This window comes from Curtobacterium sp. UNCCL17 (assembly GCF_000686685.1).
Taxonomy (GTDB): domain Bacteria; phylum Actinomycetota; class Actinomycetes; order Actinomycetales; family Microbacteriaceae; genus Curtobacterium; species Curtobacterium flaccumfaciens.
In genome coordinates this window covers 17,088-33,249 of sequence record NZ_KK366001.1, presented here as the reverse complement: position 1 = coordinate 33,249, position 16,162 = coordinate 17,088, and the positions used below count along the sequence as shown (strand labels likewise).

The 16,162-nt window shown below is 70.9% G+C and carries 16 protein-coding genes; 9 read left to right on the top strand and 7 right to left on the bottom strand.

Going from position 1 to position 16,162, the window contains the following annotated elements; genetic code table 11:
- Positions 1 to 89: 89 nt before the first annotated feature.
- Complete coding sequence (gene nrdH / locus BR70_RS0109990) at positions 90 to 323, bottom strand: glutaredoxin-like protein NrdH (RefSeq protein WP_017886897.1); 234 nt, start codon at positions 321 to 323, stop codon at positions 90 to 92.
- Between the two features lie 355 nt (positions 324 to 678).
- Between nrdH and BR70_RS0109985 the strand changes: the two genes are divergently transcribed.
- Together BR70_RS0109985 and BR70_RS0109980 are read left to right on the top strand one after the other, a co-directional pair.
- A complete protein-coding gene (locus BR70_RS0109985; protein ID WP_027465944.1) occupies positions 679 to 1,884 on the top strand; it encodes an MFS transporter in 1,206 nt (401 codons plus the stop codon).
- Between the two features lie 197 nt (positions 1,885 to 2,081).
- Complete coding sequence (locus tag BR70_RS0109980) at positions 2,082 to 2,900, top strand: aldo/keto reductase (RefSeq protein ID WP_027465943.1); 819 nt, start codon at positions 2,082 to 2,084, stop codon at positions 2,898 to 2,900.
- Positions 2,901 to 2,905: 5 nt separating this feature from the next.
- Here BR70_RS0109980 and BR70_RS22330 read toward each other — a convergent pair whose 3' ends face one another.
- On the bottom strand, positions 2,906 to 3,244 hold the full coding sequence (locus BR70_RS22330) for a hypothetical protein (RefSeq protein WP_051596813.1): 339 nt from the start codon (positions 3,242 to 3,244) through the stop codon (positions 2,906 to 2,908).
- Between the two features lie 118 nt (positions 3,245 to 3,362).
- Here BR70_RS22330 and BR70_RS22325 point away from each other — a divergent pair, with 118 nt between their 5' ends.
- The 4 genes from BR70_RS22325 (at position 3,363) to BR70_RS0109955 (ending at position 5,435) form a co-directional block, all read left to right on the top strand.
- The gene (locus tag BR70_RS22325; protein WP_155896848.1) at positions 3,363 to 4,187 is read left to right on the top strand and encodes a LysM peptidoglycan-binding domain-containing protein; all 825 of its coding nucleotides are present in this window, start codon (positions 3,363 to 3,365) and stop codon (positions 4,185 to 4,187) included.
- 63 nt (positions 4,188 to 4,250) lie between these two features.
- Entirely contained in the window at positions 4,251 to 4,772 is a 522-nt protein-coding gene (locus BR70_RS0109965; protein ID WP_027465941.1) for a ribonuclease H family protein, read from the top strand.
- Between the two features lie 58 nt (positions 4,773 to 4,830).
- On the top strand, positions 4,831 to 5,031 hold the full coding sequence (locus BR70_RS22830; RefSeq protein WP_155896847.1) for a type II toxin-antitoxin system VapB family antitoxin: 201 nt from the start codon (positions 4,831 to 4,833) through the stop codon (positions 5,029 to 5,031).
- Entirely contained in the window at positions 5,031 to 5,435 is a 405-nt protein-coding gene (locus tag BR70_RS0109955; RefSeq protein ID WP_027465940.1) for a PIN domain-containing protein, read from the top strand. Before BR70_RS22830 ends, BR70_RS0109955 begins: the two co-directional genes overlap by 1 nt.
- 7 nt (positions 5,436 to 5,442) lie before the next feature.
- Here BR70_RS0109955 and BR70_RS0109950 read toward each other — a convergent pair whose 3' ends face one another.
- Complete coding sequence (locus tag BR70_RS0109950; RefSeq protein ID WP_027465939.1) at positions 5,443 to 5,694, bottom strand: DUF6458 family protein; 252 nt, start codon at positions 5,692 to 5,694, stop codon at positions 5,443 to 5,445.
- 64 nt (positions 5,695 to 5,758) lie between these two features.
- Entirely contained in the window at positions 5,759 to 8,329 is a 2,571-nt protein-coding gene (locus BR70_RS0109945; RefSeq protein ID WP_027465938.1) for a DEAD/DEAH box helicase, read from the bottom strand.
- Between the two features lie 122 nt (positions 8,330 to 8,451).
- Here BR70_RS0109945 and BR70_RS0109940 point away from each other — a divergent pair, with 122 nt between their 5' ends.
- The gene (locus tag BR70_RS0109940) at positions 8,452 to 9,465 is read left to right on the top strand and encodes an LLM class flavin-dependent oxidoreductase (protein ID WP_027465937.1); all 1,014 of its coding nucleotides are present in this window, start codon (positions 8,452 to 8,454) and stop codon (positions 9,463 to 9,465) included.
- 511 nt (positions 9,466 to 9,976) lie between these two features.
- Here BR70_RS0109940 and BR70_RS0109935 read toward each other — a convergent pair.
- Positions 9,977 to 12,457 (bottom strand): beta-glucosidase H, encoded by a 2,481-nt coding sequence (locus tag BR70_RS0109935; protein ID WP_027465936.1) that lies wholly within the window; start codon positions 12,455 to 12,457, stop codon positions 9,977 to 9,979.
- A 176-nt stretch (positions 12,458 to 12,633) separates the two neighbouring features.
- On the opposite strand from BR70_RS0109935, the gene BR70_RS0109930 reads away from it, so the two are divergent.
- Positions 12,634 to 13,224 (top strand): TetR/AcrR family transcriptional regulator, encoded by a 591-nt coding sequence (locus tag BR70_RS0109930; protein ID WP_027465935.1) that lies wholly within the window; start codon positions 12,634 to 12,636, stop codon positions 13,222 to 13,224.
- A 113-nt stretch (positions 13,225 to 13,337) separates the two neighbouring features.
- Positions 13,338 to 14,201 carry an NAD-dependent epimerase/dehydratase family protein gene (locus BR70_RS0109925; RefSeq protein ID WP_027465934.1) on the top strand — a complete coding sequence of 288 codons (864 nt, stop codon included), beginning with the start codon at positions 13,338 to 13,340 and terminating at the stop codon, positions 14,199 to 14,201.
- Between the two features lie 3 nt (positions 14,202 to 14,204).
- On the opposite strand, the gene BR70_RS0109920 is transcribed toward BR70_RS0109925, so the two are convergent.
- Positions 14,205 to 15,767, bottom strand: coding sequence for a DUF7059 domain-containing protein (locus BR70_RS0109920; RefSeq protein ID WP_231495684.1), 1,563 nt, complete (start codon positions 15,765 to 15,767; stop codon positions 14,205 to 14,207).
- A gap of 20 nt (positions 15,768 to 15,787) precedes the next feature.
- Positions 15,788 to 16,153 carry an ArsR/SmtB family transcription factor gene (locus BR70_RS0109915; RefSeq protein ID WP_027465932.1) on the bottom strand — a complete coding sequence of 122 codons (366 nt, stop codon included), beginning with the start codon at positions 16,151 to 16,153 and terminating at the stop codon, positions 15,788 to 15,790.
- Between the last annotated feature and the right edge of the window lie 9 nt (positions 16,154 to 16,162).

The window sequence follows — 16,162 nt, the reverse complement described above, 5'->3', positions numbered from 1 at the left end:
TGCGGAACAGGCGGACCGGGGGTGTCCTGCGGGCGATCGCCGGGCCTCCTGAACGGGACCGGGGTGACCGTCCGCAGGACGGAAGGCGACTACGCCAGTTCGGCGCTGAGGGTCGCGATCTTGTCGGGGCGGAAGCCCGACCAGTGGTCGTCGTCCGTGACGACGACGGGGGCCTGCATGTAGCCGAGGCTCTTGACGTGCTCGAGCGCTGCTTCGTCCGTGGAGACGTCGTGCACTTCGTACTCGATGCCCTTGTTGTCGAGGGCCCGGTACGTCGCGGTGCACTGGACGCAGGACGGCTTGGTGTAGACGGTGACGGCCATGTTCTCCCCTGGTTCCTACTGGTTTCTGCTGTGCTGTGGAGGTGGTGCTGATGTCTGTCCGCAGTCGTGTCCGGGAGGGGCCGCTGCGATGCCTCCACACTACATCTAGTGGCTAGCCGCAGCACCGACCACAAGAGGAAGTGTTACAGCCATGTAGTTCTCCACAACGTCCTCCACAGTCTGTGGATTCCCGGGAGGCCCGAGTTTCCGCCAGTCTGCGGCCGACCACCGACACTTCCCCACACCCGTGGACAGTCCCGATCCACAAGTGTGGAATCAGCGCATCGGCGTGTCGCGAACCGCCCCTCCCCAGGACGGGGGACAGCCCCGTCCGGCCGGTCCGTACACTCGTCTCGTGAGTACGTACGGGCCCCTCCTGAAGACCCCTGGCGTGGGTCGTGTCATCGCCGCACAGCTCACCGCGCGGTTCCCGTTCGGCATGCTGTCGCTGGCCTACCTGCTGCACGTCGAGCACGTGTTCGGCTCCTACGGCGCGGCCGGTCTGGTGCTGGCGACGACGAGCATCGGGCAGGCGCTGGCCGGCCCCCTGACGAGCCGGTGGATGGGCAGCTGGGGCATGCGCCCCGTCCTCATCCTGACGAGCATCGTCGCGCTGATCAGCATGGTGGTCATCGCGTTCGTGGTCATGCCGCTCTGGGGCTACGTGGTGGTCGGGTTCCTCGGCGGCCTGGCGGTCCCGCCCGTGCAGCCGGCGGTGCGCACCATCTACCCGAAGATGGTGACGTCGGCGCAGCTCACACCCCTCTTCTCACTCGACGCCAGCGCGCAGGAGCTCATCTGGGTCGCCGGCCCGGTCATCACCACCTTCGTCGCCACCCAGGTCGGCACGGTCGAGGCGATCGTCGTCGCGATGGTCTTCCTGGTCGTTGGCGGCGCGTGGTTCATCGCCTCCCCCGAGCTCGGTCGAGTCCGCATCCCCCGCTCCAAGCGCGCCTTCGGTGTCGTGCTGAAGCGCCCCGCGGTCGTCGTCGCCACCCTGACCGGTCTGCTCCTCATCGGCGCGTGCGCCGCGGTCGAGGCGAGTGTCACGAGCGTCTTCGGCGAGGGCAGCCCGAACGCCGGCATCGTCCTCGCGGTGTTCGCGGTCGGTTCGCTCGTCGGCGGCCTGGCGTTCGGCCACCGCCCGATCTCCCGCAACACCCTGTGGACGCGCATGTCCGTCGTCTTCGTCGGCCTCACCCTGGCCCTCGGCGGCACCGGCTTCTGGTGGCTCTGCCTCGCCCTGGTCATCGCGGGTGTGGGCATCGCGCCGGCCCTCGCGGTGATGTTCGGTTCGGTCTCCGCCACCGTCAAGTTCTCCGACACGGCCGAGGCCTACGGCTGGATGGGCACCGGCCAGCTGATCGGTGCCGCCGGCGGTTCGGCGATCGCCGGCTTCCTGATCGACGGCAGCGGCCCCGTCGGCGGCTTCACCGTCGGCGCCGTGATGGCCGGCCTGGGCGTGCTGCTCCCCCTGGCGATGCGCAGCTGGTTGCCCGACCTGCGCGGCCGCGACGCCAGCCCCCTCCCCGACACCGAGCCGGTGCACCTGCCGACCTGAGCGTGCGGCGCGGGCGGTTTCGGGCATACCTGGTCGAAACGGGCGTACCTGGTCGGGAGTTCTGACCAGGTACGCCCGTTTCCACTTGCCATCGCGGCCGGTACGGGAAGGAACGTGCGTCCGGCGCGCCGGTCGCGTTCTCCACAGATGGCCTGGAGGCCCGACACACGCCCGCCAGGCACCGGCAGGATGGGTGCATGGTCACCTCAGTCCCCCTGCGCGACGGCCGCGCGATCCCCGCGATCGGCTTCGGCGTCTACAAGGTCGACGATGCCGAAGCGGAGACGGCGGTCGGTCTCGCGCTCGACGCCGGCTACCGGCACGTCGACACCGCCGAGATGTACGGCAACGAGACCGGCGTCGGCAGGGCGATCCGGGCCTCCGCGCTCGATCGCGACGACGTCTTCGTGACGACCAAGGTGTGGAACGACCACCAGGGGCGCGACGCGACCCTGCGGGCGTTCGACGGCAGCCTCGAGCGGCTGGGGCTCGACGCCGTCGACCTCTACCTGATCCACTGGCCGGCCGCCGCGAACGGCCGCTACGTCGAGACCTGGCGGGCGCTGGTGGAACTGCGCGAGTCGGGGCGGGCGCGGAGCATCGGTGTCTCGAACTTCCAGGTGCCGCACCTGCAGCGACTCATCGACGAGACCGGCGAGGTACCGGCGCTGAACCAGGTCGAACGGCACCCGTGGCTGCCGCAGCGCGAACTCATCGCGTTCCACGAGCAGCACGACATCGTGACCGGGGCGTGGTCGCCGCTCGGCCGCGGGCGACTGATCGACGAGCCGGTGCTGACCGGCATCGCGGACACGCACGGTGTGAGCGTGGCGCAGGTGCTCGTGCGGTGGAACGTGCAGCAGGGCGTGGTGGTGCTGCCGAAGTCGGTCACGCCGTCGCGGATCCGGTCGAACCTCGACGTCGACGGCTTCGAGCTCACCGCCGACGAGCTCGCGGCGATCGGGACGCTCGAGTCCGGGCAGCGGACGGGCTCCCACCCGGACTCGGTGTCGTAGCCGAGCTAGCCCCGGCGGTCCTCCTCGGACTGCCACGGCAGGTGCAGGTCACCCGGTTCGGGCTCCACGTCGCCGGCGTCGTCCGCGCCGCCCGTCCCGGGGGCCGCGATGACCTTGGACGGGTCGATGCCGTCCTCACGCAGGTCGGCGTCGTCGCGCTGCTTCGTCTGGGATGCGTCCATCTCACGCTCGCTCGAGGGGCTGTACGACGTGTCCGCCGCTCGCTGCTCGCGGCCACTGACCCCGTCGACGTCGTCGCTGTGAGCGGCGTCGCGGAGCGCGTCGTTCCGTGCTCGGTCGTCCGACGGCTCGGGGCCGGGGGCGTTCGGGATGCTGTCGCTCATGGTGTTTCCTCCTGCAGCGGACGGTAGTCCCCGGCCCCGTGTAACGAGTCTGGCTCGGTCCGCTCCCCGCACTCGATGAGGCCCCTGGCCCCCGCTACGCTGCCGACGAGGGGGAACGATGGGACGAACACGGACCGCGACGACCGCGGTGATCGGCTCCGCACTGGTGGGGCTGCTGCTCACGGGGTGCACGGCGTTCGGTGGCGACGATGCGATCCCGACACCGACGCGACAGGCGGCCGAGCGCACGGCGGAACCCGCGCCGGACCCGACGCCGGCGGCCGATCCGGCCAAGGTGGAGCAGGCGCTGCCCACCGGCACCGTGGCGGCCGAGACCGACGTCGTCTCGCCGAGCGGTGACACGAGCATCCACGTCCGCGTTGTGGCGAACGACCGCGGCACCTTCGACGCCCAGCTCTCCGGTTACCGGACGACCAATCCGCAGCCGATGCGTCTGGAGTTCCGGCACCGGCCCGCGAAGCCGCTCGACGGCGCGGACGGCGCGGTGCGCGAAACGGTCGAGTGGGACGCCGCGGTTGCTCCTCCGACCTCGTTCACGATGGGTCAGGCGGGTCCACGCCCCGACTACCTGCGCAGTGTCGTCCTCGTGCCCGCAACGGTGGCCGACGAGGACTCGTCGGCGCGCCCGTGGGCCGGATCAGTGCTCGCCGCCGCTGACCTCACGTGGAGGATCCCGAACCCCTACCCCGACCTCCGGGTCACCGTCGGCGAGGACCGACCGGGCGCCTACGGCATCGTCACCGACGTCGACGGCCGACCGGCGAACTACCTGGTCGCGCACGGCGACGAGCTCTCGACCGTCGCGGAGCGGTTCGGCGTCACGCCGGCGCAGGTGCAGTGGATGAACCCCTACACGGAGCAGCGCGACGACGACTGGCTGCTCGAGGGCAGCACGCTCAACCTCGACCCCGCTCGGCGTTGAGACGAGGGGTCGGTCCGGTCCGTTACGGTTGACCAGCACTCGGCACCACCAGGAGGTCCCATCGTGACGATCGTCGCCGCCGCAGACGGCTCAGCCCTCGGCAACCCCGGCCCCGCCGGCTGGGCCTGGTACGTCGACGACGACCGGTGGGCGGCCGGTGGCTGGCCCCGTGCGACGAACAACATCGGCGAGCTCACCGCCGTCCTGCAGCTGCTCCGCGCCACGAAGGACACCGGCGAGCCGCTGCACATCCTGTGCGACAGCCAGTACGCCATCAAGGCCTGCACCGAGTGGCTCGCCGGCTGGAAGCGCAAGGGCTGGCGGAAGGCCGACGGCAAGCCGGTCCTCAACGTCGAGATCATCAAGGAACTCGACGCGGAACTGCAGGGTCGCAAGGTCACGTTCGAGTGGGTCCGCGGCCACGTCGGTCACGAGATGAACGAGGCCGCCGACGTGCGTGCCCGCGGTGCCGCCACCGCGTTCCAGAACGGCACCGACGTACCGCACGGTCCCGGCTGGCCAGGCGCCGAGGTCCCCGAGCCGTCTGCGCTGCCCGACGCGACCCCGCCCGCGACCCTCTTCTGACCCTTCCGCAAGCAGCCCACCCGGTTATATACTCCTCTGTATAACGGAGGTGATCGGCATGGCAGTGACGACGATCGATCTTGATCCACGCGTGCTCGATGATGCGAAGCAGCTGACCGGCGCCCGCTCCAACCGCGAGGTCGTGCAGAGAGCACTCGAAACCCTCATCGCGGTGCGGCGACAGCCGGCCGCCGTCGAACGCATCATCGCGCGAGACTTCAGCACCGACCCTTCCGCGGCTGACGAGCTCCATCCCTGATGGCGACGTACATCGTCGACAACTCCGTCTGGTGGAAGGCGCACCGTTCCGCGGGGATCGCACGACGCCTTCGCGAGATCGCAACGCAGGACTTGATCATGACGTGCCCACCTCAGGTCCTCGAGTACTGCCATTCAGCACGCACCGGGCCCGACCACCAGGGACACCGCGATGACATGGACGCCTTCCTCGAAGCATCAGAACACCCGGACGTCCAGGATGTGACGAGCATCCAGAACGCTCTCTGGAACAACGGCCACGTCCGCGGAGCAGGACCGATCGACGTCCACATCGCTGCCTATGCCGTGCGCAACGGGGCAACCGTCCTCAGCTCGGATCGCGACTACGACCACATCGCCGACGCGGTCGCCGATTTCCGGCACGAGTACCTGCCGGAGCACTGACCGCGGGTCAGTAGGTCCCGTCGCGCCGGTCCTGGCGGGTGATCTGCTCCCCCGACGCCGGGTCGACGCCCGAGCGCGTGGTGGTCGTGGTGCGGCGACCGCCGAAGGCCACGGCGAGGCTGATGATGAGCAGCACGACACCGGCTGCCATCAGGATGTAGCCGATCAGGCGGAGGTCGATACCGGCGAGCTGGATGTTCAGCGCGAAGGCGACGATCGCGCCGATGACGATCAGGGCGATGCTGGATCCGATGCGCATGACGCAGTCCTCTCGGGTGGGGGTGGTGCCGGAGACGGTACACGTCCGACAACCCCAGCGCCGATCAGTCGACGTCCACCTCGGCCCACCCGTCGAACCGTCCGATCTCGGTGACCCGCACGACGGCCTCGCCGACCTCGTCCGAGGCGTCCAGGTCGATCGTCGCCGAGAACCCGAAGTCCTTGTCGCCCTCGGGATCGGCGAAGATCTGCCGCGCCTTCCAGACCCGGGGTGATGCGGTGGCACCGCTCTCGTCGAGCACCAGGTACTGCATCGATCGCGCGTCGGCATCGGTGCCGATGCTGTCGTGCTCCTCGTAGTACTCCTCGAGCACGTTGTCCCACGCCGACCGGTCGAAGCCGACGGTCGCGTCGAGTTCCCCGAGTCCGTCGATGTCGTCGGCCGCGGCGAGCAGCACCCGCTGGAACAGGGCGTTGCGCACGAGCACCCGGAACGCCCGCGGGTTGCCGGTGAGTCGTGCGGGCTGCGGCGGCGCGATCTCCTCGTGCTCCTCGGAGGCCAGCAGGACGTCGCCGTTGAGCAGCGCCTCCCACTCGTCGACGAGCGAGGAGTCGGTCTGCCGCACGACCTCGCCCAGCCACTCGATCAGGTCGTCGAGCTCCTGGGTCCGCTGTTCCTCGGCGATGGTCTGCCGCATGGTCCGGTACGCGTCGGACAGGTAGCGGAGCACGAGCCCCTCGGAGCGGGTGAGCTGGTAGAAGCGCACGAAGTCACCGAAGGTCATCGCGCGTTCGTACATGTCACGGACGACGGCCTTCGGGGACAGCTGGAAGTCGAGCACCCAGGGCTGTTCGGCGGCGTACGCCTCGTAGGCGGCGGTCAGCAGCTCGTCGAGCGGCTTCGGCCAGGTGACCTCCTCGAGCAGTTCCATCCGCTCCTCGTACTCGATCCCCTCCTGCTTCATCCGGGCGACGGCCTCGCCACGCTCCTTGAACTGCTGCTGCGACAGGATCGCCCGCGGGTCGTCGAGCGTGGCCTCCACGACCGACACCATGTCCAGCGCGTAGGTGGGAGAAGCAGGGTCGAGCAACTCGAACGCGGCGAGCGCGAACGGCGACAGCGGCTGGTTGAGCGCGAAGTTCGGCGCGATGTCGACGGTGAGGCGGTAGGCGCCGTCGACCTTCTCGATCACCCGCGCGTTGATGAGGGTCCGGGCGATGACGAGTGCCCGCCGGGCCATCGCGAGCTGCCGGGAGCGCGGTTCGTGGTTGTCGTAGACCAGCGACCGGACGTCCGCGAAGGCGTCCCCGCCACGGGCGACGACGGACAGCACCATCGCGTGCGTGATCCGCATGCGCGAGACCATCGGCTCCGGCTCGGCCGCGATCAGCCGCTCGAACGACGCCTGACCCCAGGACACGAAGCCCTCGGGCGCCTTCTTCCGCTTGATCTTGTTCTTCTTCTTCGGGTCGTCGCCGGCCTTGGCGACGGCGCGGGCGTTCTCGATGTCGTGCTCGGGTGCCTCGGCGACGACGTCACCCTCGGTGTCGTAGCCGGCACGTCCGGCGCGGCCGGCGATCTGGTGGAACTCCCGCGCGGACAGCTGGCGCATCTTCGTGCCGTCGAACTTCGTCAGCCCCGTGAACAGGACGGACCGGATCGGCACGTTGATCCCGACGCCCAGGGTGTCGGTGCCGCAGATGACGGGCAGCAGGCCGCGCTGGGCGAGCTGCTCGACGAGTCGTCGGTACTTCGGCAGCATGCCGGCGTGGTGCACGCCGATGCCGGCCCGGATCAGGCGCGACAGGGTCTGTCCGAACCCGGCGCTGAAGCGGAAGCCGGCGATGGCGTCGGCGATCTGGTCGCGGCGTTCGCGCGAGGCGACCTTCGCCGACATCAGCGACTGCGCCCGTTCGAGTGCGGCGGCCTGGGCGAAGTGCACGATGTAGATCGGCGCCTTGCCCTCCTCGAGGAGCCGTTCCACCGTCTCCTGCACGGGCGTCATCACGTACTGGTACTCGAGCGGCACGGGTCGCGAGACACCGGTCACGCGGGCGGTGGGCCGACCGGTCCGGCGGGACAGGTCGTCGGCGATGGTGGTGACGTCGCCGAGGGTCGCGGACATGAGCAGGAACTGCGCCCGCTCGAGCACGAGCAGCGGCACCTGCCACGCCCAGCCTCGGTCGGGGTCGCCGTAGAAGTGGAACTCGTCCATCACGACGACGTCCACGTCGGCGTCCGGCCCCTGCCGCAGGGCGAGGTTCGCAAGGATCTCGGCGGTGCAGCAGACGATCGGGGCGTCGGCGTTGACGCTCGAGTCACCGGTGACCATGCCGACGTTCTGCGCACCGAACAGCTCGACGAGCTGGAAGAACTTCTCGGACACCAGCGCCTTGATCGGTGCCGTGTAGTAGCTCCGCTTGCCCTCGGCGAGCGCGGCGAAGTGCGCGCCGGCCGCGACGAGCGACTTCCCGGTGCCCGTCGGCGTGCTCAGCACGACGTTCGCGCCGGACACGAGCTCGATGACCGCTTCGTCCTGCGCCGGGTACAGCGGCCGGCCGCCCTCGGCGGCCCAGGCCGCGAAGGCCTCGTAGACCTCGTCGGGGTCGACGACGCCGTCCACCGCCGCCGGGATCGCGGCGACGAGCGGGGGCACGGTGGTGACGTCGGTCATGTACACATCCTCCCAGGTGCGCATGGGGCGGACGGGAGGCCCGTGGCGGTGCCGCCACGGGCCTCCCGTCCGCCCCGTCGCCGACTCAGGCGCATTTCGATACGTGCGCATAGACTCGCGACATGCGCGAACTCGGCTTCCTCTCCTTCGTCCCGAACCACGGCGGCACCGACGGCGCCGCCGGCGCCCTGGAGGACGGCCTGCGCCTGTTCGAGACCGCCGAGTCGCTCGGCTACGGGACGGGCTGGGTGCGCGGACGGCACTTCGAGCCGTACCTGACGAGCCCGATGACCTTCTTCGCGGCCGCCGCCCAACGCACCAGCACCATCGCGTTCGGCACCGCCGTGCTCGGCATGCGCTACGAGGACCCGGTGCGCCTGGCCGAGGACGCCAGCACGGTCGACCTGCTCAGCGGTGGCCGGGTACAGCTCGGCATCAGCACGGGCATCGCCGGGTACGGCCCGATCCTCGACCCGGTGTTCGGCACGGTCGACCGCAGCTTCCGCGACGAGGCCGAGGCCCGCGCCGCACGGCTGCTCGAGGTGCTGCAGGGTGAGCCCCTGGGCAGTGCCGGCAAGGGCTACGAGAGCATCCCCGCCGGGGCCGACCTGACCCTGCAGCCGCTCAGCCCGGGCCTGCGCGACCGAGTGTGGTGGGGCGGCGGCAGCATGGGCACGGCGGTCCGCACGGCCGAGAAGGGCCTCCTGTTGCACTGCTCGACCCTGAACACCGAGGACACCGGCGCCCCGTTCGCCCAGGCGCAGGCCGACCAGATCGTCGCCTACCGCGAGCGGTTCGCCGAGCTGCACCCGCAGCGCGAGTCCAAGGTCGCCGTGGGCCGGATCGTGGTGCCGCTCCTCGACGACCACGACCGCGCCGTGCACGAGGAGTTCCTGACCGGGTACGCCTCCGGGATGGACGACGAGGGCCGGCCGCTCTCGGGTACCCCGCCGTTCCGGTTCAGCAAGGTCGTGTCCGGCGAACCGGCGGCCATCGTCGACGCCCTGCTCGCCGACCCGGCGGTCACCGCCACCGACGAACTGGTCATCACCCTGCCGGCGAACGGCGACCGTGCGGCACACGAGCGGATCCTGCGCATCGTGGCCGAGGAGATCGCCCCGGCACTGCGGGCCTGAGGGCCGGCACTGCGGGCCTGAGGGCCGGCGCCGCTGGCCCGACCACCTGCGGTCCCGCCGCCGCACCGCCACCGAGAGTCAAGGGCATCCGGCGGGGCTCTGATCGAGTTGGTGAGGCCCGAGAGCCCGGCCGGATGACCATCTCGTCCCTGATCCGCACGAGATGGTGCACCCATCGTTCCACCTACCGAGCGGTTTGTCACACCGTTCCGCGCACCCGGGACGTAAGAAGTTGACCAAGTGTCACTCGTTTTTCCGAACCGGGACGAAGTGCGGCAACCGGTTCACCGCTGCGCATCGGGGCCGGAACGACGAATGCGTCCCCGCGCGGACGCGGGGACGCATTCTGGGACGCACCGGGGAGGCCAGGGCAACAACGGCCGGATCAGGAGACCGAGTCGCTCACCCAGCGACCCCGTAGTCGGTGCGTGCGCGGACGGTAACCAGCCGACTCGCGCACATAGATGTTACTGAACGGAGTTGGGAGCTGCGCGGAAACCGGACGACTCGGTCACTCCAGTTCGAGGGACGCGGTTCCGGCGTCGTCGGAGACCGAGGCGCCGACGTGCAACGTGAAGGTCCCCGACTCGTACTGCCACGAGCCGTCCCAGTGGGCGAAGGCTCGCGCCGGGACCTCGATCGAGACCTCCGTCGAGGCGCCCGCGGCGAGCCGGACCGGGGCGAACCCGACCAGCCAGCGCACCGGGCGGTCGACCGCAGACTCCGCACGGGACGCGTAGACCTGTACGACGTGCTTGCCGGCGCGGTCGCCCGTGTTCGCGACGGTCGCCGTGACGATGACGGCGTCGCCCTCGCGCACGGTCGGGGTCGCGGAGACGCCCTCGATCGACCACGTGGTGTAGCCGAGGCCGTGGCCGAACGGGTACGCCGGCTCCGTGCCGGCCCGCAGCCAGGCCCGGTAACCGACGTGGACACCCTCGTCGTAGGCGACCTTCCCGTCGACCGGGGTGACGTCGAGCACCGGGACGTCGGCCATCGCGACTGGCCACGTGGTGGGCAGGCGGCCGCCGGGCTCCTGCGCCCCCGTCAGCACGTCGGCCAGGGCGTTGCCGTACTCCTGCCCGCCGAACCAGCTCAGCAGCACCGCGGCGACGTCGTTCCGCCAGGGCATCTCGACCGGCGACCCGGCGTTCACGACGACGACCGTGTTCGGGTTCGCCGCGGCGACCGCGCGCACCAGGTCGTCCTGGCGGCCGGGCAGTGCCAGCGAGGAGCGGTCGTAGCCCTCGGACTCGACCTTGGAGTTCGTGCCGACCACGACGACGGCGACGTCCGCACCACGGGCGGCGTCCACCGCGGCCTCGATGAGCACGGCGGGGTCGTCGTCCGACGGCTCGGTGCCGAACTGGTACGCCAGCACCCCGCCGAGCGTCTCGTCCTGCACGATGTCGTACTCGATGCGGATCGCGACCTGCTGGCCGGCCGTCACCTCGACCGGCACCGACCGCGCCGGCGGGTTGAGGAACGCGGCACCGAGCTGGTCGCCCTCGAACGGCACGTCCTCGTCGAGCAGCAGTTCGCCGTCGATCCACATGCGTGACCGCCCGGCCGCGCCGATGCCGAACCGCACGGTCCCGGTCGACTCGGCCGTGTAGGTGGTGGTGATGTCGAGCCGGTCGGCTTCGCGGGTCGGGGCGTCGCCGCCGAACCAGAACAGTGCCGTCGCGCGGCGGTCCTCGACGAACAGCTCCTCGCCGTCCTTGACGAAGGCGACCCGGGCTCCGGGCTCCCCGGTGCCGGGGTTCGTGATGGTGGACAGCGGGAACTCCGCGATGCCCTCCTGCACGACGGCGCCGATCGCGTAGTCCACGCTCGCGCCGGGGAACGCCGAACGGATGCCGTCCAGCGGTGACACGACCTGCGACGGCACGACCGTGGCCGAGCCACCGCCCTGCGTGCGGGCCTGGTCGGCGTTGTGCCCGATCACCGCGATGCGCGACACGGCGGGGGCGTCGAGCGGCAGGACACCGGTGTTGCGGACCAGGACCGTGCCCTCGGCCTCGGCCTCGCGCACGAACGCGATGCCGTCCTCGACGTGCACGGGCGACGCGGCGACGGGCTCGAAGCCCTCGAGCGCGCCGACGCGGGCGGCCAGGGTCAGGATCCGGCGGACCTTGCGGTCGATCGCCGCCATCGGCACCTCGCCGGACTGCACGGCGGCGAGCAGCGGGCCCTCGCTCCACCACGGGTTCGGCCCGGGCATCGCGACGTCCTGCGACGCCTTCGCCGAGTCCACCGAACGCACCCCGGTCCAGTCGGACACGACGATGCCGTCGAAGCCCCACTCCGAGTTGAGCGGGGTCTCGAGCAGGTCGTTCTCCGACGCCGTCACGCCGTTGATCGCGTTGTACGACGACATGATCGCCCAGGCGTGCGCCTCGGTCACGGCCTTCTCGAACGCCAGCAGGTACAGCTCGCGCAGGGCACGGTCCGACACTTCGGTCGACGCGGTGAAGCGGTCGGTCTCGTAGTCGTTCGCGATGTAGTGCTTCGGGGTCGCGGCGACACCGTTCTCCTGCACGCCGTCGACGTACGACGCGGCCAGGTCACCGGTGAGCACCGGGTCCTCGCTGAACGCCTCGAAGTGCCGGCCACCGAGCGGCGACCGGTGCAGGTTGATGGTCGGGCCGAGCACGACGTCGACGCCCTTCCGGCGGGCCTCCACCGCGGCGGCGGCGCCGTAGCGCTTCGCGATCGCGCGGTCCCACGAGGCGCTCAGCGCGGTCGCCGACGGCAGGTTCAGGGACGGGTCGCGCTCGTCCCACACCTCGCCGCGCACGCCCGAGGGGCCGTCCGACATCAGGATCCGGCGCAGCCCGATCTTCTCGATGGGCCAGGTGGTCCAGAAGTCACGTCCGGTGAGCAGCTGCACCTTCTCGTCGGTGGTCAGCTGGCCGAGGAGCGCATCGATGCGCTCGGTCAGCGGCGTCGACGGACTGGAGGCGGTGCTCGCGTCGTTCACGGTGGTCACGGTGGTCGGTCCTCTCGTTCAGGGCCGCGGGGCGCCGCCTGGACGGCCGGGGCCTCGTCGCCCACACCCACCATCCACCGGGTTCGCCGCCCGCGCTGGCAGCTCCTGCACCGTACCACCGAAAACCAACCGTTGCTTGGTTTCTCCGGGTCTCCTGCGGGCGGTACAGTCTGGCCATGGCACGACGGGGTTCGTACGCAAAGGGCATCGCGAAGCGCGAGGAGATCCTCACGGTCGCGCTGGACCTCGTGGCGTCGCAGGGCTTCCGGCGGACGAGCATCAAGGACATCGCCGACGCCGTGGAGCTGACCCAGGCCGGCCTGCTGCACTACTTCGACTCGAAGGACGAACTCTGGGTCGAGATCCTCCGCCGCCGCGACGAGCTCGACCTCGCGCACGACTGGCAGGCCGCGGACCCGGCAGCCCTGCTCGCCGCGATCGTGCGGCACAACGCCGAGGTCCCGGGTCTGGTGCAGATGTTCGTCAACCTGTCCGCCGCGGCCGCCACCGACGCCGAGCACCCGGCGCACGAGTACTTCCGCGAGCGCTACGACCGCAGCCGCCGCGACCTGTCCGCCGACTTCCGGGCCATGCAGCAGGACGGCCGGCTGCGCACCGACATCGACCCCGACGAACTGACCAGCGTCCTGCTCGCGGTGTCGGACGGCATGCAGATCCAGTGGCTCTTCGACCCCACCCGTGACATGGCCGAGCACGTCGAACTCGTCGCCCGCCTCGCGATCGCCCAGGTCACTCCCACCGCCTGACCACCACCCCCGACGCTCCGGGGTACGGACAGGGCCTGGTCGCGTCAGGCACGGCGGGGCAGGATGGTCGGTGCCCGCCAGGGCGTGTTCCGACGACGATGTGGAGTGACGCGATGACGCGTGTAGTGGTGACCGGTGGCAGCGGCAAGCTCGGACGAGCGGTGGTGCGCGACCTCGATGCGCACGGGTACGACGTGGTCCTGCTCGACCGTGTCCCCTCGCCCGACAAGCCCGAGCGAGTCCCGTTCGTGCGGATCGACCTGACCGACCACGGCCAGGTCCTGAACGCGCTGCTCGGCATCGACGACCGGTACGACCACGTCGACGCCGTCGTGCACCTCGCCGCGGTGCCGGCCCCGGGGCAGGTCCCCGACGTGGCCCTCATCACGAACAACGTGACCTCGTCGATCAACGTCTTCCACGCCGCACGTGCCGCGAAGATCAAGAACGTCGTGTGGGCGTCGAGCGAGACCCTGCTCGGCATCCCGATGGGCGAGCACCACCCGCCCTACCTGCCGGTCGACGAGGAGTTCGCGGTCCGCCCGCAGTCGTCGTACTCCCTCGGCAAGGCGGTCGAGGAGGAGATGGCCCGCCACTTTACCCGCTGGGACCCGGGACTGAAGATGATCGGCCTGCGCTTCTCGAACGTGATGGACGAGACCGACTACCCGGCGTTCCCGTGGGACGCCACCCCCGAGGCGAAGACCTTCAACCTGTGGTCGTACATCGACTCCCGCGACGGGGCCCAGGCTGTCCGCCGGGCACTCGAGGCCGACCTCACCGGGTTCGAGGCGTTCGTCATCGCGAGCCCCGACACGGTGATGGACACCCCGACGATCGAGCTCGTCGAACGCTTCGTACCGGACATCGAGCGCCGCGCGGACATCGACGGCGTCAGCTCGCTGCTGTCCTCGGAGAAGGCCCGCGAACTCCTCGGCTACACGCCCGAGCACAGCTGGCGCGACCACCGCGCCTGATCGTCAGGCGGCGGGGACGAGCAGCCCGTCGAGCACCAGGTCGCGCGCCGCCGGCAGCAGGTCGGCGGCGAGCGCCTGCGCGTCCACGCCGGTGATCTGCGCGAGCGCGCCGATGATCGCGGCAACGGACAGGTCGCCGTCGCACGCACCCACGAACGCCGCGAGTGCGGTGTCCGCGTCCACCCGGCGCCCGAGCCCGCCGCCCTGCACCAGGGTCATCACGGTGGGATCGTCGTTGCCCGGCCAGTAGTACCGTTCCTCGGTGACGTCACCGGCCACCGACAGGTGAGCGGCGGCGAGCGCGGCATCGTCGTGCGCGGCGAGCCAGGCGGCCGCGTCGAGGACGCGGGCGACCGTCGCGCCGAGGCCCGCGGGGTTGGAGCCGAGCGTCTCGGGAACGCGCTCGAACCGGCGGAGGCCGGACGGGCCTCCTGGCAGGGGTCGACGCACCACGACGTAGCCGAAGCCGACGCCGGTGACGCGACGGTCCGCGAAGTCGTCGAGCCAGGCGCTCATGAGGGTGTCGAACTCGGCCGTGCCGGGCTTCGTCCCGCCGTCGCGGATCCAGGTCTCGGCGTAGGACGTCGGGTCCTGCCGCTCGCGCTCGATCACCCACACGTCGAGGTCGGTGTCGGCGAACCAGGCGCGCACGCGGTCCAGGCCGTCGACGCCCCAGTGGTACTCCCAGTTGCCGAGGAGCTGAGCGGTGCCACCGGGCTCCAGGTGGGCATCGAGGCCGCGCAGCACCGTCTCGACCAGGGCGTCGCCGACCATGCCGCCGTCGCGGTACTCGTACGACGGGACGCCCTCGCGACGGGGTGTGATGACGAAGGGCGGGTTCGAGACGATCCGGTCGAAGCGCTCCCCCGCGACCGGCTCGAACAGCGAGCCGAACCGGAAGTCGATGCCGTCGATGCCGTTGAGCCGGGCGTTGAACCGGGCGATGTCGAGGGCACGGCGCGAGATGTCGGTGGCGACCACCTGGTCGGCGAAGCGCCGCGCGTGCATGGCCTGGATGCCGCACCCGGTGCCGAGGTCGAGCACACGCTCGACCGGGACGGGCACCTGCAGGCCGCTCAGCGTCGTGGTGGCGCCGCCGATGCCGAGGACGTGCTCCTCGCTGATGGCGTGCCCGAGGGCGAGCTCGCCGAGGTCGGAGACGATCCACCAGCTGCCGGCGCCGAGGTCGTCGACGAAGGCGTAGGGGCGCAGGTCGACGGTGGGGTGCACGAGCGCGTCGGCGCTGTCGCCTTCGCTGCGCAGCAGGCCCGCGGCGATGACGGCGCCCAGCCCGGCGGTCGGGAACGCCGGGGCGGCCTCGGCCCGCGCCACCGGCATGCCGAGCACGAACAGCGTGGCCAGGGTGCCGAGCGGCGTGGTCTCGCGGGCGGCGAGCGCGCGGAGCGCGGCGACCCGCGAACCGCGGTGCAGCGATGCGGCGGCCTCGGCACCCCACAGGGAGTCGAGCCGGTCGACGGTGAAGCCGGCCGCCGTCAGGTCCGCGGCGAGCGCCGTGGTGACGGCGAGGTCCGCGACGATCGACGGAAGCGTGTGCACAGTGTCCACGCCGGCGCTCCCGCCGGCGCTCACGAGGCGATCCCCTCACGCAGCAGCGCCGCTGGGACCTGCCAGTCGAGCACCAGGTCGAGGAGCCCGGGGAACCGCTGCTGCACGTCCTCGACGCGGACGCGGCTGACGCGGGTCAGGCCCTCCAGGTGCTGCTCGAGCAGGCCGGCCTCGCGCAGGACCCGGAAGTGGTGGGTCAGCGTGGACTTCGGCCGGTCGATGCCGACCCAGCCGCAGCTGCGCTCACCCCCGGCCGCGTCGACCAGGTAGCGGTGCAGGATCGCGAGCCGGATCGGATCACTCAGGGCGTCCATCACGACCGGGAGGTCCATCTCGGCCGCGGACGGCTGCGGCAGCCGTTCAGGAGCATCGACGTGCGCGGGCATGGACGGGAC